General features: G+C 72.2%; 16 protein-coding genes. 10 read left to right on the forward strand and 6 right to left on the reverse strand.

Annotation, left to right across the window (positions count from 1 at the left end; all coding sequences use genetic code 11):
* Positions 1-49: 49 nt before the first annotated feature.
* Complete coding sequence (metG, locus tag WMF43_RS00975) at positions 50-2,143, forward strand: methionine--tRNA ligase (protein ID WP_437676739.1); 2,094 nt, start codon at positions 50-52, stop codon at positions 2,141-2,143.
* A gap of 30 nt (positions 2,144-2,173) precedes the next feature.
* Here metG and WMF43_RS00980 read toward each other — a convergent pair whose 3' ends face one another.
* Positions 2,174-3,025, reverse strand: a complete 852-nt coding sequence (locus WMF43_RS00980) for an SDR family NAD(P)-dependent oxidoreductase (protein WP_437676741.1) — start codon at positions 3,023-3,025, stop codon at positions 2,174-2,176.
* A gap of 135 nt (positions 3,026-3,160) precedes the next feature.
* Between WMF43_RS00980 and WMF43_RS00985 the strand changes: the two genes are divergently transcribed.
* From WMF43_RS00985 to WMF43_RS00995, 3 genes are all read left to right on the forward strand, one after another.
* Positions 3,161-5,107, forward strand: coding sequence for an aldo/keto reductase (locus WMF43_RS00985; protein WP_437676743.1), 1,947 nt, complete (start codon positions 3,161-3,163; stop codon positions 5,105-5,107).
* A 161-nt stretch (positions 5,108-5,268) separates the two neighbouring features.
* A complete protein-coding gene (locus WMF43_RS00990; RefSeq protein ID WP_437676745.1) occupies positions 5,269-5,907 on the forward strand; it encodes a DNA-binding protein in 639 nt (212 codons plus the stop codon).
* A gap of 170 nt (positions 5,908-6,077) precedes the next feature.
* Entirely contained in the window at positions 6,078-7,292 is a 1,215-nt protein-coding gene (locus WMF43_RS00995; protein ID WP_437676747.1) for a peptide-N-glycosidase F-related protein, read from the forward strand.
* Between the two features lie 207 nt (positions 7,293-7,499).
* Here the strand turns inward: WMF43_RS00995 and WMF43_RS01000 are convergent, their stop codons facing one another.
* Positions 7,500-8,279, reverse strand: a complete 780-nt coding sequence (locus WMF43_RS01000) for an alpha/beta fold hydrolase (RefSeq protein ID WP_437676748.1) — start codon at positions 8,277-8,279, stop codon at positions 7,500-7,502.
* 62 nt (positions 8,280-8,341) lie between these two features.
* Entirely contained in the window at positions 8,342-9,403 is a 1,062-nt protein-coding gene (locus WMF43_RS01005; RefSeq protein ID WP_437676750.1) for an RNA polymerase subunit sigma-70, read from the reverse strand.
* 273 nt (positions 9,404-9,676) lie between these two features.
* Between WMF43_RS01005 and WMF43_RS01010 the strand changes: the two genes are divergently transcribed.
* From WMF43_RS01010 to WMF43_RS01035, 6 genes are all read left to right on the forward strand, one after another.
* On the forward strand, positions 9,677-11,038 hold the full coding sequence (locus WMF43_RS01010; RefSeq protein ID WP_437676752.1) for an ABC transporter substrate-binding protein: 1,362 nt from the start codon (positions 9,677-9,679) through the stop codon (positions 11,036-11,038).
* 72 nt (positions 11,039-11,110) lie between these two features.
* A complete protein-coding gene (locus tag WMF43_RS01015) occupies positions 11,111-11,968 on the forward strand; it encodes a branched-chain amino acid ABC transporter permease (protein ID WP_437676754.1) in 858 nt (285 codons plus the stop codon).
* Positions 11,965-13,056, forward strand: coding sequence for a branched-chain amino acid ABC transporter permease (locus WMF43_RS01020; RefSeq protein WP_437676756.1), 1,092 nt, complete (start codon positions 11,965-11,967; stop codon positions 13,054-13,056). The genes WMF43_RS01015 and WMF43_RS01020 overlap by 4 nt, the downstream gene beginning before the upstream one ends.
* A complete protein-coding gene (locus tag WMF43_RS01025; protein ID WP_437676758.1) occupies positions 13,049-13,804 on the forward strand; it encodes an ABC transporter ATP-binding protein in 756 nt (251 codons plus the stop codon). Before WMF43_RS01020 ends, WMF43_RS01025 begins: the two co-directional genes overlap by 8 nt.
* Entirely contained in the window at positions 13,797-14,540 is a 744-nt protein-coding gene (locus WMF43_RS01030) for an ABC transporter ATP-binding protein (protein WP_437676760.1), read from the forward strand. Before WMF43_RS01025 ends, WMF43_RS01030 begins: the two co-directional genes overlap by 8 nt.
* A 134-nt stretch (positions 14,541-14,674) precedes the next feature.
* A complete protein-coding gene (locus WMF43_RS01035; protein WP_437676762.1) occupies positions 14,675-16,048 on the forward strand; it encodes a hypothetical protein in 1,374 nt (457 codons plus the stop codon).
* Positions 16,049-16,164: 116 nt separating this feature from the next.
* Here the strand turns inward: WMF43_RS01035 and WMF43_RS01040 are convergent, their stop codons facing one another.
* From WMF43_RS01040 to WMF43_RS01050, 3 genes are all read right to left on the reverse strand, one after another.
* Positions 16,165-16,986: a hypothetical protein gene (locus tag WMF43_RS01040; RefSeq protein WP_437676764.1), complete on the reverse strand. Its 822-nt coding sequence runs from the start codon at positions 16,984-16,986 to the stop codon at positions 16,165-16,167.
* Positions 16,987-17,191: 205 nt separating this feature from the next.
* The gene (locus tag WMF43_RS01045; RefSeq protein ID WP_437676766.1) at positions 17,192-20,953 is read right to left on the reverse strand and encodes a serine/threonine-protein kinase; all 3,762 of its coding nucleotides are present in this window, start codon (positions 20,951-20,953) and stop codon (positions 17,192-17,194) included.
* Positions 20,954-21,179: 226 nt separating this feature from the next.
* Positions 21,180-21,512 (reverse strand): hypothetical protein, encoded by a 333-nt coding sequence (locus WMF43_RS01050; RefSeq protein ID WP_437676768.1) that lies wholly within the window; start codon positions 21,510-21,512, stop codon positions 21,180-21,182.
* Positions 21,513-22,261: the final 749 nt, after the last annotated feature.

Below are 22,261 nucleotides of genomic sequence, written 5' to 3' on the forward strand. Positions count from 1 at the left end.
CCTCGCCTGCGCGCCCGCGGCCGAGCGTTCATGATATGACAGCGCTCCCATGGCGAGCCGCTTCTACGTCACCACGCCCATTTATTACATCAACGATTCCCCGCACCTCGGCACCGCCTACACGACGATCGCCGCGGACGTGCTGTGCCGTTACCACCGGCTGCGTGGCCAGGAGAGCCGCATGCTCACCGGCACCGACGAGCACGGCCTGAAGATCCAGCGCGCCGCCGAGGCGCGCGGCATGGACCCGCTCGCCCACGCCGACGAGCTCTCCGCGACGTTCCGGGCGATGTGGCCGCGGCTCGGCTGCGCCCCGGACGACTTCATCCGCACGAGCGAGCCTCGCCACAAGAAGGGCGTCCAGGAGCTCTGGCGCCGCATCCAGGCGCGCGGCGACATCTACCTCGGCCACTACGAGGGGCTCTACTGCGTCGGGTGCGAGGCCTACTATACCGAGAAGGACCTCCAGCAGCCCGGCAACGTCTGCCCGCTGCACAACAAACCCGTCGAGAGCGTCAAGGAGGAGAGCTATTTCTTTCGCCTCTCGAAGTACGGAGACGCGCTGCTCGAGCACTACGGCAAGAACCCGTCCTTCGTGCAGCCTGCGAGCCGATTGAACGAGGTGACGAGCTTCGTGCGCGAGGGGCTCCAGGATCTCTCGGTCTCCCGCACCACGTTCCAGTGGGGCATCCCCGTCCCCGGCGATCCGAAGCACGTCATGTACGTCTGGTTCGACGCGCTGGCGAACTACATGACGGCGCTCGCGGAGCCCGAGGACAACACGCGCTTCTGGCCCGCGGACGTGCACCTCATGGGCAAGGACATCCTCCGGTTCCACGCCGTGTACTGGCCCGCGTTCCTGCTCTCGGCGGGGTACGGCTGGGACCAGCTGCCGCGGCAGATCTTCGCCCACGGCTTCCTCACGTACGGCGGCCAGAAGATGTCGAAATCGCTGCGCAACACCATAAGCCCCGTCGCGCTCGCCGAGGCGCTCTCGGAGGCGGCGCGGGCCGCCCTTCCGGGCGGCCAGGGCGCCGCCGAGGGCGCGCCGCCGCGGCCCATCGGCGTCGACGTCGTGCGTTATTGCCTGATGCGCGCGATCTCGTTCGGGCACGACGGCGACTTCAGCATCCAGGACGTGCTGGCGCGGTACGGCACCGAGCTCGGCAACGCGCTCGGCAACCTGCTGAACCGGGTGCTCCCGTTCGCCAGCGAGGTCCCCGAGAAGGGCGACCCGGGCCCGCTCGAGGAGGAGCTCGCCGCCGCGCACCGGCAGGGCGCGGCGGCCGCGGCCGCGGCGTTCGACGCGGCCCAGCCGACGCGCGCGCTCGACGCGATCTGGACGGTGATCGCCGCGGCGAACGTCTACATCGACAAGGCCGCGCCCTGGGTGGCCAAGAAGTCGGACCCGAAGCGCCTCGCGACCATCGTCGCCACCCTGCTCGAGGTGCTCGAGGGCGTCAGCGTCATGATCTCCCCCGTGTTGCCCGTCGTGGCGGACAGGATGCGCGATCAGCTCGGCCTCTACCCGATAGCGCCCGCGGTGGGCCGCGACGAGTGGCCGTGGATCCCGCCCGCCCGCAAGGCCGGCGAGCCGCTCCGCAAGGGCGCGCCCATCTTCCCGCGCCTCGAGAAGGAGAAGGAGGCGGAGCTGATCGCCCGCTTCGCGCCGCCGCCGCCGGACGCCGACGCGAGCGCCGCGCCTCACGCCAAGGCGCCGGGCCCCGAGGCGGCCAAGGCGCGCGAGGCGAGCGCCGCGCCCGCGCCGGAGGGCGGCGCCGGGGCGCCCGCCGCCCCGAAGGCGCGCGAGGGCAAGCCCAGCGTGCCGTTCGACGATTTCGCCAAGCTGGACCTCCGGATCGGCGTGGTCACGAGCGCCGAGCGCGTCAAGAAGAAGGACCGCCTGCTCGACCTGCGCGTCGACACCGGCGACGGCGCGCCCCGGCGCATCATCTCCGGGATCGCGGCGAGCTACTCCCCGGAGGAGCTCGTCGGAAAGCGGGTCGTCGTCGTCTGCAACCTGCACCCGCGCGATTTCGGCAAAGGCCTCGTGTCCGAGGGCATGCTGCTCACCGCCGAGGTGGGCGACCGGGTCCGCACGATCTCGGTCGATGACGCCGCGCCGGGCACCCCGGTGCTCTAGCCACTGCTAGCCCCCACCTACCATCGACGTCTACCCGCCGTAGATGGCGAGCAGCGCCCGCGCGGCCTCGTCCGCCGCGACGTTCACGGGGCCGACCAGCGCCGCGTCCGCGCCGAACGTCGTGCGCAGCGGCCTTTGGCCGTGCGGCATCCCGAGGAGCTTCAGAAGCACGTCCGCGAGCTCCGCCGGGTCGGGTCCGTTCAGGGTCTTGAGCGTCTCGATCATGGCGCGCGGCAGACGGCCGGGTGCCCCGTACTCGGCGGCGCGCGCCTCGTCGTCGTGCGGCAAGGTATTGTGGAAGATCCTCGTCTGGACCATACCCGGCTCCAGGATCACGACGTCGATCCCGAACGCCCCGAGATCGTGCTTGTAGCCCTCGGCAAGCATCTCCATCGCGGCCTTGGCCGCGGCGTAGTGCGCCGACTTCGGCAGGACGACGCGCCCTATGAAGCTGGACGTGAAGGCGAGCACCCCCGTCTTTCGCCGGCGCATGTGCGGCAATACGGCGCGACAGACGCGGTGCGCCCCGAAGACGTGCGTCTCGAAGAGCGACCGCTGCTGCTCGAGGGTGCTGCACTCGGCCAGGCCGATCACGGAGCTGCCCGCGTTGTTCAGGACCACATCGATCTGGCCCGTCTCCTCCACCACCGTCGCGACCGCCGCGGCCACGGAGGCGTCGTCCGTCACGTCGAGCGCGACCGCCTCGATCGGCACGCCCGCGGCCGAAAGGCCGGCGACCTCGTCGCGCGCAGCCCGGTTCTTGCCATCGGGATCGCGCATGCCCGCGAAGGCCACATAGCCGTTCCGCGCGAGCGTCTCCGCCACGCTCCGGCCGATCCCCGTGCTCGCGCCCGTCACCAGCGCCACCCTCTTCGCCGTCATCGGTCCTCGCCTCCTTGAGCGCCGGGGCCTTACCCGGCGCGGGTCGCGCGATGGATGTTACCACGCGGCCCCGTAAATCGAGAGAGCACGGAGCTATCACACGCCGCAGAGCCCCTGCATCCTAGGCGCCGGCGCTTGCATCGAGCCGCGGACCTGGATATCAGCGTCTCGGTGACTCCCGCCCCCTCCACGTACGGTGTGCTAGGCCCCCTCGACGTTCCCCTCGGCCTCGGCCTGCTCCGGCTGGCCACGGAGGGGCGCCCCTCGGAAGAGGACGCGACCGCCGTCATCCACGTTGCCCTCGATCGAGGCATACGCCTCCTCGACACCGCCGACTCCTATTGCCTCACGGACCGCGAGGCCCACTATGGTGAGCGCCTCGCCCGCAAGGCGCTCGACGCGTGGTCCGGCCCGCGCGACGACGTGCGCGTCATCACCAAGGCGGGCCTCACCCGACCCAAAGGGCGATGGGTCCCGAACGGCAGCCGCGACCACCTGCGCCGCACGGTCGAGGGCAGCCTGAAGGCGCTCGGCGTCTCGCGGATCTTCATGCTCCTCCTCCACGTGACCGACCCCAAGACCCCCCTCGAAGAGAGCCTCGCCGCCCTCGCCGAGCTCCAGAGAGAGGGCTTCATCGAGCACCTCGGCCTCAGCAACACCTCCATCGCAGAGGTCCGCCAGGCCGAGCGGCACTTCCCGGTGCGGGCCATCCAGGAGGAGCTGAGCATCCTCGATCGCGGCAGCGCCGCCCGGGGCCTCTTCGAGATCGCCAAACAGATGGGCATCCCGTTCCTCGCCCACCGGCCGCTCGGCGGTCACGCCAAGGTCGATAACCTCCTCAAGAACCGCGCGATCAAGCCCATCGCCGCGCGGCACAGCATCACGCCCCAGGAAGCAGCCCTCGCGGCCCTGCTCGATCTCGGCCCCCCAGTCCTTCCCCTGTTCGGGGCGACCAAGCCGGAGAGCGTCGCGTCGTGCTTGCGCGCGCTCCAGGTCCCCTTCGACGCGCGCGATCGAGCCGACCTCTCGAAGACCAGCTTTGCGCCCAGCGCCGATGTGCTGGCCTCGGTCGCGCCCCCCGTGATCCCCGCCGGCCTGCGCGAGCTCGAGCCCGGAGAGGGCCCCGGCGACGCGCCCGAGGTGGTCGTGATCATGGGAATTCAAGGGGCAGGCAAATCGTCGGAGGTCGCCCGCTACACGGCCAGAGGGTACGCGCGCCTGAACCGCGATGAGCTCGGCGGCACGCTCGACGGCGTGGTCAAGAAGCTCGGAGAGCTGCTCTCCTCGGGGCAAACGCGGGTGGTCCTCGACAATACGTACGGGACGCGCGCGTCGCGTTATGCGGTGCTCCGGATGGCGCACGCGCACGGCGTGCCGGTCCGGTGCCGGTACCTGGCCACGCCCATCAACGAGGCCTACGCGAACGTCGTCCTGCGCGTCCTCGAGCGTTACGGCAAGCTGCTCGGGCCGGAGGACATGAAGGTGCTCGGCAAAGAGGATCCCAACCTGCCGCCGCCGCAGGCGCTCTCGCGGTGGGCCGCGAATTTCGAGGCGCCGCACGTGGATGAGGGGTTCTCGGTGGTCGAGGAGATCCCGTTTGTCCGGCGCGTCGATCCGCTCTTCACGGGCAAGGGCCTGCTCCTCGACGTCGACGGCACGCTGCGAAAGACGAAGAGCGGCGAGATCTACCCGCGCGACCCCGACGACGTCGAGCTCCTGCCCGGTCGGCGCGCGGTCCTGGAGCGCTGGGTGAACGACGGATACACGCTCTTCTTCGTGTCGAACCAGAGCGGCGTCTCGAAAGGATCGGTGACCGAAGAGGCTGTCCTGGCCGCGTTCTCGAGGACGATCGAGCTCCTCGGCCTGCCCGTGGCCGAGGTCGTGTACTGCCCGCACCCGGCGTTTCCGGTCGGCTGCTTCTGCCGCAAGCCCCTGCCGGGGCTCGGGATATCGCTCATCCAGCGCCACAAGCTCGCGCGCGAGCACCTGGTGATGGTCGGCGATATGGACAGCGACCGGGAGTTCGCGCAAGCGCTCGGGGCGAAGTACATGACGGCCGAGGAGCTCTTCCCGGGCGAGTGAGCGCCCGCGAGGCCGCGCGCATGTTGGCTCGCCGAGCTGCGAGGCGCACGTCCCAGCTCGTCATGTCCCGGCGCTTGCCCGCGCGCGCTTGCGCTGGACCGTTTGCCTCGGGTATACCTCTCGTCATGCGCGCTCTCGCCCGTTCACCTCTGACAGCCGCCTTGGCCCTCGCCTTCGCGGCGGGCTGCGGCTCCTCCGACGACGGTACGCCGGAAGACGCCGCGATTCCCGTCGCCGACGCCCGCGCCCTGCCCGCGAGCGCGACCGCCACGGTCGAGGGGTTCGTCACGGTGGCCCCCGGCACGTTCCGATCGGCGACGGAGGAGCAGGGGTTCGCCCTCCAGGACAGCGGCGCTGGCATCTATGTGAGCATGACCGAGGCTGTCGTCGCGGCGCTCGGCGCAAAGGTGCGCGCGACGGGGACGCTCGCCCAAGTGGCCCAGCAGACCGTGCTCGTGGCGGAGCGGAGCGCGGTCGTCATCGGCCCCGGGGAGCAGGACGTCTCGCCGGAGGACGTGAAGACGAGCGAGGTCGACGAGGCGGTCGAGGGCCTCCTGGTCCGCGTGGCAGGCCAGGTGACTCGAGCTGTCGAGGACGACGCGCCCTACGGTCTCAAGGTCTTCGTGGATGACGGCTCCGGCGAGGTGCAGGTGTTTGTCCACCTCGTGGAGAACATGCCTGTCATCGACACGTCCTCTCTCGACGTGGGGCAGGAGATCGAGGTGACGGGCCTCGCCGCGCAGTACGAGGCGACCTACGAGGTCTGCCCGCGTCGGGCCGAGGATCTCACCCTCCGCTGAGCGGATCGCCGGCCCCACGCCCGCCGCCCGCAGGGGCGCGATGCATCAACGCTCCGCTGGCTCGGCCGCCGCCCTCGGCGGCGAAACGGGCGTAAGCTACGGAAATCGCTGCGGCTTCCGGCGGCCGCTCGCTATCGACCGTTTTCTCGGCGATCTGATAAGTTCGACGAATGAACCTGCGTCGCGCGATCCCATACTTCTGTCTGTCGGCCCTGCTCGCCGCATGCACGAATGAACAGCGCGCTGACGTGGGCACTGGCGGAGGCGGCGGGACCTCCGAGGGCACCGGGAGCACGAGCGCAGTGACCGGGACCAGCGCAGGCAGCGGCGGCAGCGGCGGCAGCGGCGACGTGCCGCCCCCGGAGCCCGAAGAGGTCCCGGTGCTGGAGAACATCGCGTTCTACGACGGCTACGCCGCGACGGTCGACGAACCGATCCCGGACGGCGTGATCCGCCACAACAACTCGCTGGTTGCGACCAGGTTGACCGACGAGCTGCTCGCCAAGATCCAAACCACCCTGAACGTCCGCGTGGTCGTGGGAGCGCTGTGCGACAACTACGATCGACTCGGCTCGGTCAACCTGGCGCTGGTCCCCAAGGGCGCCCAGACCTACGTTCCCGGGGAGGTCGACCGGATCGAGGTCGCACGGTTCGTCACGCCATTCATGGACATGAACAAGCAGCCGACGTCGGTCCCCTACGAATGGGAGGCCAGCAACCTCGTACCGATCTTGAGAGACCCCGACCTCCTGGCGGAACACGATTTTTGGTTCGAATTGAGCATCTTCGGCGTGCCTTACGCCGCGAACGACGAGGTCGCCGGTTGCGCTGGTCGCAATGACACGCAGCTCGGATCGCTGCTGCTATACACCGACAGCACGCAGGAGGCCCAGGACTTCAGCGTCCTGTTGCCGCTGGCGATCGGCGAAGAATTCAACAATTACGCCGTGGGCGCCAGCGACGCGGTCGGCACGACCCGCAAGACCGTCAGCTTCGAGCTGCCGGCAGATACACAGAATGCACAGCTCGTGTTGATCACGTCGAACCACGGCGCCAACCAGGGCGGCGAGGAGTATATTCGCCGCGAGCATTACGTGTACGTCGACGGCGAGCTGGCCTTGCAGTACAAGCCCGGGCGCACGTCGTGCGAGCCGTTTCGCAGGTACAATACCCAGAGCAACGGCATCTACGGGCTGTCCCCGCGGTCGGACGAAGAGTGGCAGTCGTTCAGCAATTGGTGCCCTGGCGACGTGATCGACACCCGGATCGTCCCGTGGGGGGCCGCGAGCGCCGGCATGCACGAGTTCGTGATCGACGTCCCTGACGCGACCTTCGTCGACGGGCAGGGCAACTTCCCGTTCTCGCTCTACGTGCAGGCTCAGTAGATGCCGGCTCGATTCCTGGTTTCACGAGCGATTGCCTGGGGCACCGCCGGCCAAGCGCTGCGTTGTCGTCGGGCGCGCCAGACCTCATGGTGAGCTCCCCGGACCTCGCGCCGCTCTGCGGCGCGGCTAGCTCGCCGGCGCGCCGTTCCACGAGAACGTGAAGGAGACGTGCCCGCGCGCGTGGAGCGCGGGCACGTCCGCCGACGCTCACCCGTCGAGGAACCGCTCCAGCACCGGCCCGAGCAGGGCGGGCGCGATGTCGTGGGTGGCGCCCTCGATCGTGACCGCCCGTCCGCCGGGCAGCTGCGCGGCGAGCCTCTCGGCGACCTGGCGCATGACCGGCGCGCCCGCGCCGCCGGCGATCGCCAGCGCCGGCTGGCGGACCTCCGCGAGCGCGGCGCTGATGCGCCCGTCGGCGACGAGCGTCGCGTCGTAGACCAGGGTGTGCGCCATCGCCTCCAGCGCGGGGCGGAACGGGGCGTGCCTGAGCTTGGCCACGACCTCGTCGGGGATCCCGACCATGCGCCGCTGGAAGTACTCCACGGCGTCGCCGCGACGCCCGGCCGCGACCAGCGACGCCAGCGCCTGCACGTGCTCGGCGGGCTGGCCGGGCGGCGCGTCGGCGGGCTGGCTGGGCGGCGCTTCATAGAGCGCCAGCCGCGTGATGGCCAGGCCGCGCGCCGCGGCGGCCAGCGCGAGCAGCGCGCCGGAGGAGTAACCGAAGACGGCCGCGGCGCCGCCGGCGGCCTGGATCACCGCGTCCAGATCCTCGACCTCGCGGTCGATCGCGTACGCCGCCGCGTCGCCGCTGTCGCCGCGCCCCCGGCGATCATAGGCGAGCACGGTGAACCGCCGCGCCAGGTACGCCGCCAGCGGCGCGCCCGTCGTCCGGTCGTTGAACGCGCCCAGCACCAGGATCACCGGCGCCCCCTGCCCGGTCTGGTCGAACGCGATGGTGGTGCCGTCCCTGGAGGTCGTCTTCTTCATCTCGGGTCTCCTTACCCGCGGATTTCCGCGGTCCTGTCGCGTAGACCCGAGGCGGAGAAAAACTAATCGGTGAGCGTCGCCGGCAGCCGGAACCCCGCGCACAGCTCGGCCGAAAACGTCGTGATCTCCGCAATTTGGCCGTCAGAGACGTGCAGCACGTGGATCCCCGACAGCCGGAACACCGCCTCGCCCTGGCGGCGCAGGTAGGCCGCGGCCGCCGGCTGCCGGTTGGCGCCGACCGGCGCCATCCTGAACTCACGTCCCTGCCAGCGGGGCGGGAACAGCGCGAGCAGGTTGGCGATCGCCGCGCGGCCGTCGAACCAGAGCGGCGCGGGTGGCATCGCCCAGCGCGCGTCCTCGCGGAGGAGCCGGGTCAGCTCGGCGGCGTCCCCCTGCTCCCACGCGTCCATGAACACCTTGAGCGCGGCGCGCTCGCGGCCCGTGACCGGCGCGCCGGCGGGCGGCTCCGGCGCCCCGGCGGGGAAACGCGCGCGCAGCGTCGAGCGCGCCCGCTGGAGCGCGCTGGTCACCGACGGGACGGTCAGCTCGAGCAGCTCCGCGATCTCGGCCGCCGACCAGCCCACCACGTCGGACAGGATGAGCACGGCGCGCTGGCGCGGCGGCAGGTGCTGCAGCGCGGCCAGGAACGCCAGCGCGATGGTCTCGCGCGCTTCCACCACGGCGTCGGCGGGCACGGCGTCGGTGGGCGGCTCGGCGTCGAGCAGGTCGTCCGGGAACGGCTGGAGCCACGGGACCTCCGGCGCCCAGGGCGGCGTGGAGCGCGCCTGCGACGCCGGCGTGGAGGCGGTGACCGGCGGCCCGAGGTCCTGCGGCAGCACCCGCGGCGGGGCGCGCTCCAGCGCGTTCAGGCAGGCGTTGGTGGCGATGCAGTAGAGCCAGGTGCGGAACAGCGATCGCCCCTGGAACCCCTCGCGGCCGCGCCAGGCGCGGAGCAGGACCTCCTGCACCATGTCCTCGGCCTCGTCGAACGAGCCGAGCATGCGATAGCAGTGCGCGCGGAGCAGGCGGCGGTAGCGCTCGCTCAGCGCGGCGAACGCCCCGTGGTCTCCGGCGCGCGCCGCGGCCAGGACGGCCGCCTCCTCTTCGCCATGGTCCGCCGGCATGCCTCGCCGGGCGCGATGGTGAACGGGTTCGCGAAGGGGCGCAAGCGCGTCGGCGGGCGCCACGGGGCGATGCTGCTCCGCCTGTCAGAGACGTCTTGGCAGGGGATCACGGCGAGGGAGGAGAGATTCCAAAGCAAAGGCGCAAAGGCGCAAAAATACAGAGAACAAATGCACGACCATCGCGCGCTCGTGATATGGGTCGACCTGTTGTGTCCCGGTCGGCCCGTCAAGGGCGGTCGCGGAGATCGCCGTCGGGAGGGCAAGCGGAGGATCATGGGCTTCCTAGAGAGTCTCGCAACGTCTCGTGGTCTGACGTCGAGCGCGGCGGCGCTGCTCGCCTGCGCATCGCTCCTCTGGGGCTGCGAGGACGGCGGCCAGCAGAAGGCCGAGCTCGCGGCGCCGGCCGATCAGGCCAAGAACAGCCAGGCCAAGGGCGATGAGGCCAAGGCGGGTCAGGGCAAGGCCGAGCAGATCAAGATCGGCGTGATCGCCACGCTTTCCGGGCCGCTGACGTCGCTCGGCGAGGAGGGGATCCGCGGGGTCGACCTGGCCGTCGACGAGTTTGGCGGGGTGGTCGCCGGCAAGAAGATCGTGCTCGTCAAGGAGAGCTCGGACGCGACGCCGAACGTCGCGCGCGACGCCGCCAGGAAGCTCCTCGAGCAGGAGAAGGTCGACTTCATCGTGGGCCCGCTGTCCGGCGACGAGGGGCTCGCGATCCGCGATCTCGCGAAGAGCCACCCCGAGCGGGTGTTCATCAACGGGAGCGCCGCGGCGCAGGACATCACGCTGCGCGACCAGGCGCCGAACTTCTACCGCTTCTCGCCCGACGGCGCGCAGTGGATGACCGGCGTCGGGAGCTACGCGTTCAAGGAGAAGGGCTACAAGCGGGTCGCGACCCTCGCCGAGGACTACTCGTACCCGTACACCCTCGTGGGCGGCTTCATGGCCGAGTTCTGCAGCGTCGGCGGGCGCGTGCCCAAGAAGCTGTGGGTGCCGCTCGGGACCAAGGACTACAGCTCCGTCATCTCGTCGATCCCGGCTGACGTCGACGCGATCTACGTGGCGCTCGGCGGCGCCGACGCCCTGAATTTCTTGAAGCAATACAAGCAGTTCGGTGGCAAGGCGCCGCTGATCGGCGGCTCGAGCACGGTCGACCAGATGGTCCTCGACTCGAAGGGGGTGATCGCGGAGCACCTCGTGGGGACCGTCTCGGGGGTGCCGATCGCGGACGACAACCCGAGCGAGACCTGGCAGGCGTTCGTGAAGGCGTACCGGGCGAAGTTCCCGGAAGGGTACAAGTTCCCGTCGGGCACCCTCTACGCCTACTACACGAACATGAAGGCGGCGCTGCTCGCCCTGAAGCAGGTGAACGGCGATCTCTCGGACAACCAGGCGAAGCTCAAGGACGCCCTGGCCAAGCTCGAGTTCGAGTCCCCGAACGGGAAGGTCAAGCTCGACAAGAACCGCAACGCCATCTCCGACTCGTACCTGACCGTGGTCGAGAAGAAGGAAGACGGGACGCTCTACAAGCGCCTGCTCCGGGTCATCCCCGAGGTGAACCAGACGATGAAGCTCCCCGAGGACGAGTTCCTCAAGCTGGGCAGCTTCAACCGCGACAACCCGAGCTGCCCGTGACGTGACGGCGGCGTCGCGCGCCGGGGGGGCCGCGCGGCGCGCGCCTGCGATCGGGGGATCGGACGCAGCGACATGACGCAGTTCATCACGGTCACGTTGAATGGACTGACCCGCGGCGCGCTCATCTTCCTCGTGGCCAGCGGGTTCACGCTCGTCTTCGGCGTGATGCGGCTCGTCAACCTCGCCCACGGCTCGCTCTGCCTCATCGGCGCCTACGCCGCCTATTCGATCTTCGAGGCGACCGGGAGCTTCGCGCTCGCCATGGTCCTCGCGCCGCTCGCCGCGGTGGTCGCGGGGCTCGCCCTGGAGCGGACCGTCCTCCGGCCGACGAAGGGCTCCGACATGCGCCAGGCCCTCGTGACGATCGGCGCCGGGATCGTCATCGCCGACCAGCTGCTCGCCCAGTACGGCGGGCACAGCTACGAGGTGACCCCGCCGCCCGCGATCGACGGCAGCACGCGCGTCGCCGGCGTCGTGTACCCGACGATCCGGCTCGCCACCCTGGGCGCCGCGATCGCCGTGGGCGCGATCCTCTGGCTCGTGATCAAGCGCACGCGGCTCGGGCGCCTGGTCCGCGCGGGGATCGACGACCGGGACATGGTCTCCGCGCTCGGCATCGACGTGGACCGCGTCCTCTTCGTCGTCTTCGCGCTGGGCGCCCTGCTGGCCGGGCTCGCCGGGGCGATCGGCGGCGCCAGCCTGTCGATCTCGCCCGGCGACGACGGGGCGTACCTCCTCTCGTCGCTCGTGGTCGTGATCGTCGGCGGCATGGGCAGCGTCGGCGGCGCGGCGCTCGGCGCGCTGCTCGTCGGGCTCATCGAGCAGTACGGCCTCGCGTACTTCCCGACGTACTCCGTGCTCGTCACCTACCTGCTGATGATCGGCGTGCTCGCCTTCCGGCCCCAGGGGCTGCTCGGGAGGCCGACGTGACGCCCGCCGGGCCCGGGGCGCCGCGAGCATCGCGACCGCGCCCCGCCGGCGCGGCGGCGGCGCTCGCGCTGCTCGCGGCGTGCCCGCTGTTCCTCTCCGACTTCTTCGTGCTGCAGATCGGCGCGCAGACGCTGTTCCTCGGGATGGTCGCGCTCAGCGTGATCTTCCTGTCGCGGTTCGCGGGGATGTTCTCCCTGGCGCAGATCGCCGTCTACGGCGCGAGCGGGTACACCGTCGCCGTCCTCACGGCGACGCACCGGCTGCCGTGGTACGCGGGGGTGCTCGCGGGGCTCGCCGTCGCGAGCGCGGTGGCGTTCGTCTTCGGGCTCGTCGCGTGCAGGACGCAGGGCATCTATTTCTTCATGATCACGCTCGCCCAGGCGATGCTGCTCTACCGGTTCGTCGACCAGGACCACGTCCTCGCGAACGGCCACACGGGCATCAACGGCGTGCGGGCGCCGTCGTTCGGCGGGGTCTCGCTCGCGAGCCCGTGGGCGTTTTACTACGTGAGCCTCGCCGCGGCGGCGGCGATGTACTGGCTCCTCTGGCGCGTGGCGAGGACGCCGTTCGGCCTGACGCTCCAGGGGATCCGCGACAACCCGCGCCGCATGCGGACGCTCGGCTACAACGTCGCCGCGTACCGGGTCGCCGCGTTCACGCTGGCCGGCTTCGTGGCGGCGGTCGCGGGGGTGCTCGGGGTCTGGTACAACGGCTCCATCTCGCCGGGGTCGATCGACATGTCCCGGACCGAGGCGATCGTCGTGATCGCCGTCTCCGGGGGCCTCGCGCACCTGGAGGGGGCGTTCCTCGGGGCGCTGCTCTTCACGCTGGTCACGAACTTCGCGAGCTCGTACACGAGCCGGTTCAACACCCTCATCGGGCTGACGTTCCTCGTGGTCACCCTGTTCCTGCCCGAGGGGCTCGCGGGCCTCGCGCGCCGCGCCGCGCGTCGCGCCGTAGGGCCGATTGCGCGGCTGCTCCGGCCGCTCGAGGGCCACGCGCGCGCGCTGGCCGCGCGCGGGCTCTCCCTGGCCGCGCGCGGGCTCTCCCTGGCCGCGCGCGGGCGCCGCGGGGGCCCCGGTGCGTGAGGGCGCGCCGGCGCTGGAGGTCGCGGGGCTGGGGCGCCGCTTCGGCGGGTTCCACGCGCTGCGGGGCGTCTCGCTGCGGGTGGAGCGCGGCGAGCGCCGCGCCATCCTCGGGCCGAACGGGGCGGGGAAGACGACCCTGTTCAACCTCCTCTCCGGGGAGCTCCCGCCGACCGAGGGCGCGGTCTTCCTGTTCGGGGAGGACGTGACGCGGCTCTCCCCGCACCAGCGCGCGCGCCGGGGGCTCGGCCGCACCTACCAGACGGCGCACCTCTTCGCCGAGCTGTCCGTGCGGGAGCACCTCTTCCTGGCCGCGCGCGGGAGCCGGCAGCGCCGGACGAGCCTGTTCTCGGCCCTGACCGAGCGGCCCAGCTGGCAGCGCGCCGACGAGGTGGCGGAGCGGGTCGGCCTCGCCGCCGAGCGCGGCGCGCCGGCGGCGGCGCTCTCGCACGGGCAGCAGCGGCAGCTCGAGATCGGGATGGCGCTCGCGGGCGGCCCGCGGCAGCTGCTGCTCGACGAGCCGGCCGCCGGCCTCTCCCAGGGGGAGCGGAGCACGCTGCTCGGCCTGCTCTCGGGGCTCGATCCGGACATCACCGTGCTGCTCATCGAGCACGATATGGATATCGCGCTCGAGTTCGCGAGCGTGGTGACCATCCTGCACGAGGGGCAGGCGGTGATGACGGGGAGCCCGGAAGAGGTCCAGTCGAGCGAGGAGGTCCACGCGCTTTACCTCGGAGCGGTGCGTGGGTGACGTGCTGCTCGCGATCGCGAACCTGCACGTGTATCACGGGCAGGCGCACGTCCTGCAAGGCGTGGATCTCGCGATCGGCCGCGAGCCACTGGCGCTCGTGGGCCGAAACGGGATGGGGAAGACGACGCTCTGCAACACGCTGATGGGGCTCGTCGCGCGCGCCGAGGGAGAGGTGCTGTTCGACGGGGCGCCGATCCTCGGGAAGCGGCCCGACCGGATCGCGGGCCTCGGGATCGGGTACGTCCCGCAGGGGCGGCGGATCTTCCCGTCGCTCACGGTGGAGGAGCACCTCCAGATGATGGCCGAGCGGCGCGGGAAGCCGGCCGCGGGCGGGGGCGCGGGATGGACGCGCGAGCGCGTGTACGCGCTGTTCCCGCGGCTCCGCGAACGGCGGCGGGTGCTCGCCGGCGCGCTCTCCGGCGGGGAGCAGCAGTCGCTCGCGATCGCCCGGGCGCTGATGATCGGGCCGCGTTTCCTCCTGCTCGACGAGATCTCCGAGGGGCTCGCGCCGCTCGTCGTCGACCAGCTCATCGCGACGCTGAGGGCGCTGTCGCGCGACGGCATCGGCATGCTCATCGTGGAGCAGCGGCTCGCGGTCGCGGCGGCGCTCGCGGAGCGGCTCGCGGTCATGGTCAACGGCCGCATCGCGCTGGAGACGACCTCGGCGGCGATGCTGGCGAGCGCCGAGGACCAGCAGCGTTATCTCGGGGTGAAGGGCGCCTCCGGGCGAATGTGAGCGGCGCCTCGGGGCTGTAAGGAGTGAGATAGCTCACTCCAGCGGTTTTTTTGCTCGCGGGTTGCCGACCAGGGCAGCCGCGCACCGCGGTGCTAACCTCGCGGGATGCGCAGTCGCCTTGGCTTGAGGAGGCGGTGAGCATCTCGCCCCGGGGGCGCGAGGCCGCGGCCGTCGTCCTGGCCGTCGCGGCGCACCTGGCGTTCCTCGCCGCGCCGAGCCACGAGCGGCGCCTCGACACCCCGGCCGGGCCGGCCCAGGTCGTGGACGGCATCGACATCGAGCTCGAAACGGAGGGCCCGCAGGCCGGCGCCGCGGCCCCGCAAGCCGAGGTCGCGGCGCCTGCCCCGGAAGCGCAGGAGGAGGTCGACAAGGCCGCGCCGGTCGAGAAGACGCCCGCGCCCGCGCCGGGCGCCGCGGCCGCCAAGGTGGCCTCCGTCGAGCGAGAGAGGCCGGCGCCGGAGCCAGCCGCGGCGCCAGAGCCAGCCGCGGCGCCGGCGACGCCGGAGCCGCCCGCGGCCCCGGCCGGACGGGCGCCCGAGGAGGGCCCGCAGGCCGAGACGCCGCCGCGAGGGCCGGCCGAGGTGCCGGGGCCGGTGGCGACGGCGCCGGCGCCGGGCGGCGAGTACGGCGGGCCTCCCCCCGCGGCGGGCGGGGGCGTCGCGCTCGCGCCCGGCATCGGGGCGCCGCTCTGGGCCGTGCCCGGCGCGATGCCCAGCGCCGAGGCGCCGCGCGCCGCCCCGACGGTGGCCGCGCCCGCGCGCCCCGTGGACGCCGAGATCGCGGGCAAGGTGCTGAGCGGCACGCTGAATAACAAGGACAAGAGCGTCGGGATCAGCGTCCCGGCCGCGGGCGTGGTGGCGACCACCCTGGCGAGCGCGGTGCGCTCCTCGGCCGCGCCCCTCGACGCGCGCGCGACCTTCGAGGTCAAGATCGGCGCCGACGGCCAGGTCCTCGGCGTCCGCCTGGTGAGCGCGACGGCCGGCGACGGCCCCACCTGGGAGCGCATCGTGGGCGACGCCAAGGGCGCGCTCGCGGCGAGCGCGCTGCAGATGGGGGCGAAGAAGGAGCCTGTGACCGTGACGGTCAAGGTCCAGTCCAAGGTGCAATACCCCTCCGGCAGCAAGAAGAAGCCCACGCCGGAGCTCGTGTGCGCCGAGGAGCTGCTCGAGAAGATCCAGCAGGCCGTCGAGGACCCGAGCCAGATCGGCGGCCGGCGGGCCGATCCGAGCGGCGTCGGCGCGCCGCCGGCGGTCGACATGGACGAAGAGAGGAAGCGGCGCTTCTGCATCCCCATCGGGCTCAAGGTCAAAGGCGACCTGTCCGACGTCGGAGCGCACCGGGTCAACGTGGTGTCCGCGTCGTTCGACGTGAAGCGCGAGGGCGAGCGCGCCCTGCCGCACGAGGACATCCTGCCGATCGACACGCGCGTGCCCTGGGCGCCGAAGGACCCGAAGAAGATGAAGCTGCCGCCGAAGCCCAAGAAGCCGAAGAAGCCGAAGAAGCCGTAAGCACGGCCGGCCAGCGGCTCCGGTGGTCGAACGAGCAGGGCGAGCGAGCAGAGAGCGCGGAAGGCGTGAGATGATCGATCGCGGACAGGGCGCGAGATCGCGGGCGCGGCCGTCGGTCAGGGCAAGGCGGTGGTGACCACCTCCTTCGTGGTCGCGGTGCTGTAGCCGGGGCGGTCGACGCAGGACGGGTAGTACTGGCCGGCCCCGTTGAGGTTCTGGCATACCCGGCTGCACGGCCCGACGATGTGGATCACCCCGCACTCCTCGATATAGCCCCCGGAGATCAGGTGGCCCGCGGCGCAGTCGCGCTTGTAGGCGCGCGAGTTGTCGACCGTCGCGCTGTTGTAGCAGGCGTTGAGGTAGGGCCACGCGGCGAACAGGTTGCCCCAGAAGGCCCCCTCGACGTCCGGATAATCGATGAGCTCCCGGCTGGAGGAGAGCGTCTTCAGCGGCTCCCGCAGCGAGCGGGCGGAGAGGATGACCGGTACTCGATAGTAGTTCACGCGCGCCGCCACGCAGCTGGAGACCATGCGCTGCCCGAGCTCGTCGAGCGGCCCGCGCGCCCAGGTGGGCGCGACGCCGAGCAGCCCAGGGTAGCTCTCGTGGTGTACGGCGCCGGTCGAGTCCGTCCACGAGAAGTTAAACGACTCCGCGCTGCTCAGGGCGCAACCCGTCGCGTAGCGCACGAACTCGCGCGCCAGCGCGCCGTTCGGCCCGGGATCCTGGATCGCGGCGAGGTTCTGCGCGCTGAGACCATTGAGGTTCAGCGCGTTGAGGTTCAGTGCGTTGAGGTTCAGTGCGTTGAGGTTCAGTGCGTTGAGGTTCAGTGCGTTGCCGCCCAAGAGGGCCCCCCGTGATTCGCCCACAGGCTCGTCCGGCGCGCCGGCGTCCCCCACCTCGACGGCGCAGCCCGACAGCGCCCCGGCCAAACCAAGCACGATGAATCTCCGCTTGAGAGACATGGATTCCCCCTGTTCCTGGCGCATGACACGGCGGCTCCCTGCGCGCGGCGCGGCGCGCGCGGGCTCACCAACCCCCGACCGTCGATTCGCTGGATGGGTTCAATATTCTACCTTTCCCCGCCCTGTCGCGCCGGTGAAAGGCGACCCGGCGGCGGCGAGGTGGGGTGTCCGGGGCGTCCGTCTATGTCAGCTCTGTCAGCTCCGCGTACCAGCGACGGAGGCGGCCGCCCATGACGGTCGGAACGGTGGCGGCGGCGGCGAGGGCGCGCTCGAGCTGCGCCCGCGCCTCGACGCGCCGGCCGCGGCGCAGGGAGGCGAGGGCCCGCGCCTCCAGCACCTCGATCCGCTCCTGCCCTACCGAGCAGCCCGCGGAGCGCTCCTCGAGCGCGGCCCACGCGGCGCCGTCGTCGTCGCGGGTCGCGAGCTCGATCATCGCGCAGAGCACGTCCTCCGAAGGCTTCAGCGCCTCGCAGCCGGCCTCGCCGTGCGCCGCGCGGAGCCGCAGGGCGATGGCGCGCGCGCCCGCCTCGTCGCCCTGGTAGAGGCGCAGGCGCGCGGTCAGGACCGCCACGACGGTCGGCGCGTGGCGATCGCCGCAGCGCGGCGCGAGCGCCTGGACGGCGCGCGCGTGGGGCGTCGCGGCCTCGAGATCGTCCATCAGGTACAGGTACTCGGCGAGGTTGTAGCGGCCGACGAGCTCGAGCGCGGGCTGGCCGAGGTCGCGCCCGAGCGCGATGGTGCGCTCGAGATCGTCGATCATCCCGGCGCGGTCGCCCTGGAGGGCCCGCACGAGCGCGCGGTTGTTGAGCGCGGCGCCGAAGTGCATGAGATCGCTGCGCTCCTCGCAGCTCTGGATCACCTCGTCGAGGTCCCGCGCCGCCTCCTCGACGCGGCCGAGGCCGGACAGGATGAAGCCGAGCAGCAGCCGGGCGATGATGCGCGTCTCGTAGCCCTCGTCCCCGAGCCGCGCGGCCTGCGCCGCGGCGCGCGTCAGCACCGCGGCGGCCTCGTCCTCGCGATCGGCGCGGTGGAGCGAGCGACCCACGCCGAGGAGCAGGCGGGCGCCGAGCAGGGGGGAGGCCACGCGGTCGGCGAGGCGCTCGGCGGCCGCGACCCGCTCGCTGGCCGCCCGGTACTCGCCCGTCCAGTCGAGGACCATGGCCTCGTCGAGGAGGAGCTCGATCTCCGCCCCTGGCTCCGACGCCGCGGCTGCCTCCTCGCGCGCCGCGGCGAGATCGGCGAGGGCCTCCGGATGGCGCCCGAGCCGGAAGCGCGCGAGGGCCCGCGCGCGGCGCGCCGCGGGGCACAAGGCGCCGAGCAGCGCCTCGACGCGCCCGTAACACCCCTCGGCGTCGAGGTAGGCCCGGCGCGCGCCCGCGAGCTCGGCGCCGCGGGCGTGGAGCGACGCCGCCCGGGCGGTGAGGCCGCCGCGCTCGCAGTGCGCCGCGAGCACCAGCGGATCGGCCTCGCCCGCGGCCTCGAGCCACTCGGCGGCGAGGCGGTGGCCGAGCGCTCGATCGTCCTCGGTGAGCTGCGCGTAGGCGCCCTCGCGCAGGAGCGCCTGGCGGAAGGAGTACTCCTCCTCGCCGGGGAAGCGGCCGTCGCGGTGGCGGACGCAGAGCTCCCCGGTGACGAGCGCGGCGAGGTGCTCCCCGAGCGGAGCGCCCTCGTTGCCCCCGAGCAGGTGCGCGACGGCGCCGCGCCAGAACACCTCGCCGAGCACGCTGGCGGCGCGCAGGATCCGGCGCGCGGGGGCCGGGAGCGCCTCCAGCCGGACCTGCACCATCGCCACCACCGTCTCGGGCAACGCGTCGCCCCGGCCTTCCGCGGTCGCGCGGATCAGCTCCTCGAGGAAGAAGGGCTGGCCCTCGGACTGGGTGACCAGGCGATCGATGAGCGCCCCGTCGGCCGCGTCGCCCAGCGCCTCCCGCGCGAGCTGTGCGCACGCCTTCGGCGAGAGCTGCCTGAGGCAGATCTCCTGCCGCCCGCGCTCGGCCCAGAGATCGGGGTACGCCTGCTTGATCTCGGGGCGCGCCGTGGCGAGCACGACGAGCGGCTGGTCCGCGAGCTCGCGCAGCGCCGCGTCGATGGCCGCGAGGGAGGCGCGATCGGCCCAGTGCACGTCCTCCAGCGCGAGCACCACCGGCTGGGCCGCGCACTCCGCGCGCAGGAAATCGCGGAGCGCGCGCTGCATCTGCTCGCCGAGCAGATCGGGATCCTGCCGGGCGGCGCGGAGCGGGAGGCTGTCCTCGTCGGGGAAGGGGACGCCGGCGAGCTCGCCGAGGAACTGCTCGACCCGGCGCCGCTCCGCCATGGGCACGCGGCGGGCGACGCGGGCCCGGAGGAGCGCGCGCCGGTCGTCGAGCGGCTCGCCGCCCTTGATCCCGGCTGCGCCCCGGATCGCCTCGGCGAGCAGGCCGCCGGTGGAGCCCGCGCGCAGCGGATCCCCGCGCCCCGCCCAGATCTCCGCGGGCGCTCCGGCGCGCCGGAGCGCCGCGAGGTGCTCCTGGAGGAGGCGGGACTTGCCCATGCCCGCGGCGCCGAGGACGAGCACCGGCCGGGCGGCGGGCTCGCCGGCGCAGGCGGCGAAGGTCTGCTCCAGCAGCCGGAGCTCGTGGGCGCGGCCGACGCAGGCCGTGGGCCTGCCGAGGAGCGGGCGCCACGGCTCGGCGGCGTCGCGCTCGCCGCGGAGCTCGAGGGCGCCGGACGTGGTGATCGCGGCCTCGAAGCGGGCCTCGAGCAGCCCGGCGGTCCTCTTGTCGAGGAGGATCTGCGGCGCGCGCGTGTTGCCCGTGCCCGCGGTCCGGAGCAGCTCCGCCGCGCGCTGGATGGCGTCGCCGACCGGCAGGCCGCGCCCGAGCTCGCCCCAGCCGACGGTGATCGCGATCGGGCGATCCGGGATGCGCTCCCGCAGGGCGAGCGCGCAGCGCGCGAGCTGCGCGGCGACGTCGGTCGGCACGCGCGGGCGGCCGACGATGAGCACCGCGGTGCCGTCGGCGAGCAGCTCCAGGCGCCCCTCGAAGCGCGCGGCGACCTCCCGGAGCGCGCCGGCGTCCGCGCCCGTCTCGCAGATCGCGAGGGTGGCGTCCAGCGCGGAGGCTCGCGCGCGGTCCACCACCGCGACGCCGTGGAAGCGGCGCTCGCTGCTGGTGAGCGCGGAGCTCGTCGGCGCGGGGATCGACCCGTCGTGGAGCTCCTGCGCCGCGAGCGCGGCGTGGGCCGCGGCCCCGTCGCGCGGGCGCCGCGCCGGATCCTTCGCGAGCATCTGCGAGAGCAGCGCGTCGAGCCACGGGGGCGCGGCGGGGCAGAGCTCCGACAGGCGCGGCGGCTGGTCGAAGATGATCCTGGCGAGGAGGGCGACCAGGTGATCTTCCCGGAACGGCGGGGCGCCGGTGAGGCACTCGAAGAGCACGCAGCCGAGCGAGAAGATGTCGGCGGGCGCGCCGACCTCATCGCCGCTGCGCGCCTGCTCCGGCGCCATGTATTCGGGCGTGCCGACCAGCACCCCGGCGCCGGTGATCGGGGCCATGCCCTGGAGGTGGGCGATCCCGAAATCGAGGAGCTTCGGCGCCATGATCTGGCCGTCGACGAGGAAGATGTTGGCCGGCTTGAGGTCGCGGTGGACGATCCCCCGCGCGTGTGCGGCGCCGAGGGCCGCGGCGACGCGCGCCCCGAGCTCCACCGCCTCGGCGACCGTGAGCCGCCGCCGCGAGAGGAGGCGGGAGAGGTCCTCGCCCTCCAGCCATTCCATGACGAGGAAGGGCGTGTTCCCGCGCGCGGCGTCGTAGGCGATGTACCGGACGATCCCCGGGTGGGCGAGGCGTGCGAGGAGCTCCGCTTCCCGTGCGAAGCGCGCGAGGTGGTGCGGCGACGGATCGTGCAGCACCTTGGCGGCGACCCGCCTTCCGGTGGTGACGTCGCAGGCGCGGTAGACCGCCCCCATCCCTCCGGCCTCCGCGAGCGTTTCGACGCGGAAGCGCCCCCCCAAGAGCTCCCCCGAGCGCACCCGTCAAGGCTATGCGGCGAACGCGGTTCGTCCAGCGATAGTCTGGATGCTGGCCGCGGATCCTGCGCGCGGCGCCCCGGACGCATCCATGGTTTACCTTGATTAACAGTCTGGACGCTGGACGCGGCTCCTGCGCGCGCGGCGCCCCGGACGCATCCATGGTTTACCCCGATTCCGACCCAGGTCGATCATCGACGCTGCGCTTGCCCGGCGCGAAGCGGATTGGCAGGCGCGCGGGGCCGTGCACGTTGAGCGCCGCGCGCGGCTCCCAGGGCGCGTCGCTCTCGAGCGCGAGGCCCTCGAGCCGCGACAGGCCCGCGATGGACCGCAGCGTGAAGGTCCGCAGGATAAGCGCGCGCAGCTTGGTGTGGCGCGGGGGGTCCTGGAAGATGAGCCAGTCGGGCGCCTGGATTGTCGGGGTCGAGATGGTGGAGCTGAACGCCTCGTGATCGTGGAGACTCCTTCGTGCGCCCTCGTAATCGAGGATCTTGCGCATTTCTCGAGGACTTGCCGCCGGATGCTTGGCTATTCGCCGACCGCCCTGCAAAGCCGTCTCCTGAGGATTTAGTCCGCGAGGAAAACGACGCGCCCGCCGCGGACCGAGGAGTGGCAACCCTCTCCGGCTCAGTCTTTCGTCTCCCGTCTTTCGTCTTTCGTCTCCCGTCTTTCGTCTTTCGTCTTTCGTCTTTCGTGCTCGTCCTCGTGATCGTGATCGTGATCGCTCCTTATCGTCTTCCGTGCTCGCTCGAGCATTTCGCAGCGGTATCCGTGCTCAATACGATCCCGCACGCGCATCTGCCACAGCGGTCCTTGTATTCAGCATGGAAACCGAGCTCATGCGGGCAAGGCCCCTGCCGTACTGGGGCGCTGGGCGCTGACCTGTACCCGGAAGATCGGCCCGGGCTCCCGAGGGACGCGCCGCCCCACCCGCTCGAGGCCGCACACTGGATCGAGCCCGAACGGCAACACGTCCAGGGCCCAGCGCTCACCCACTCAGGGCTCGCCCCACCGACTCCGGTGTTCAGCACGGCGCTGCAAGCCCGCGGGCAGACAGGCCGAGACGGCCGACGGCCCCCCGGCGCACGTCGACCCGACCCACGTACTCTGAAGAGGCGACTCCCGTCAACCCTGATGCGCACGCAGGGCGATCCCGCCGCTCTCACCAGGAGCGGCGGACGAGGCGCCACGAGCGTCGCTGTCCCGCCGCCGTCATGCCACACACGCCCCGGCCGGCGCCGCGCCGCG

Source organism: Sorangium sp. So ce131, from assembly GCF_051519095.1.
In the GTDB taxonomy this organism is placed as follows: Bacteria; Myxococcota_A; Polyangia; order Polyangiales; family Polyangiaceae; genus Sorangium.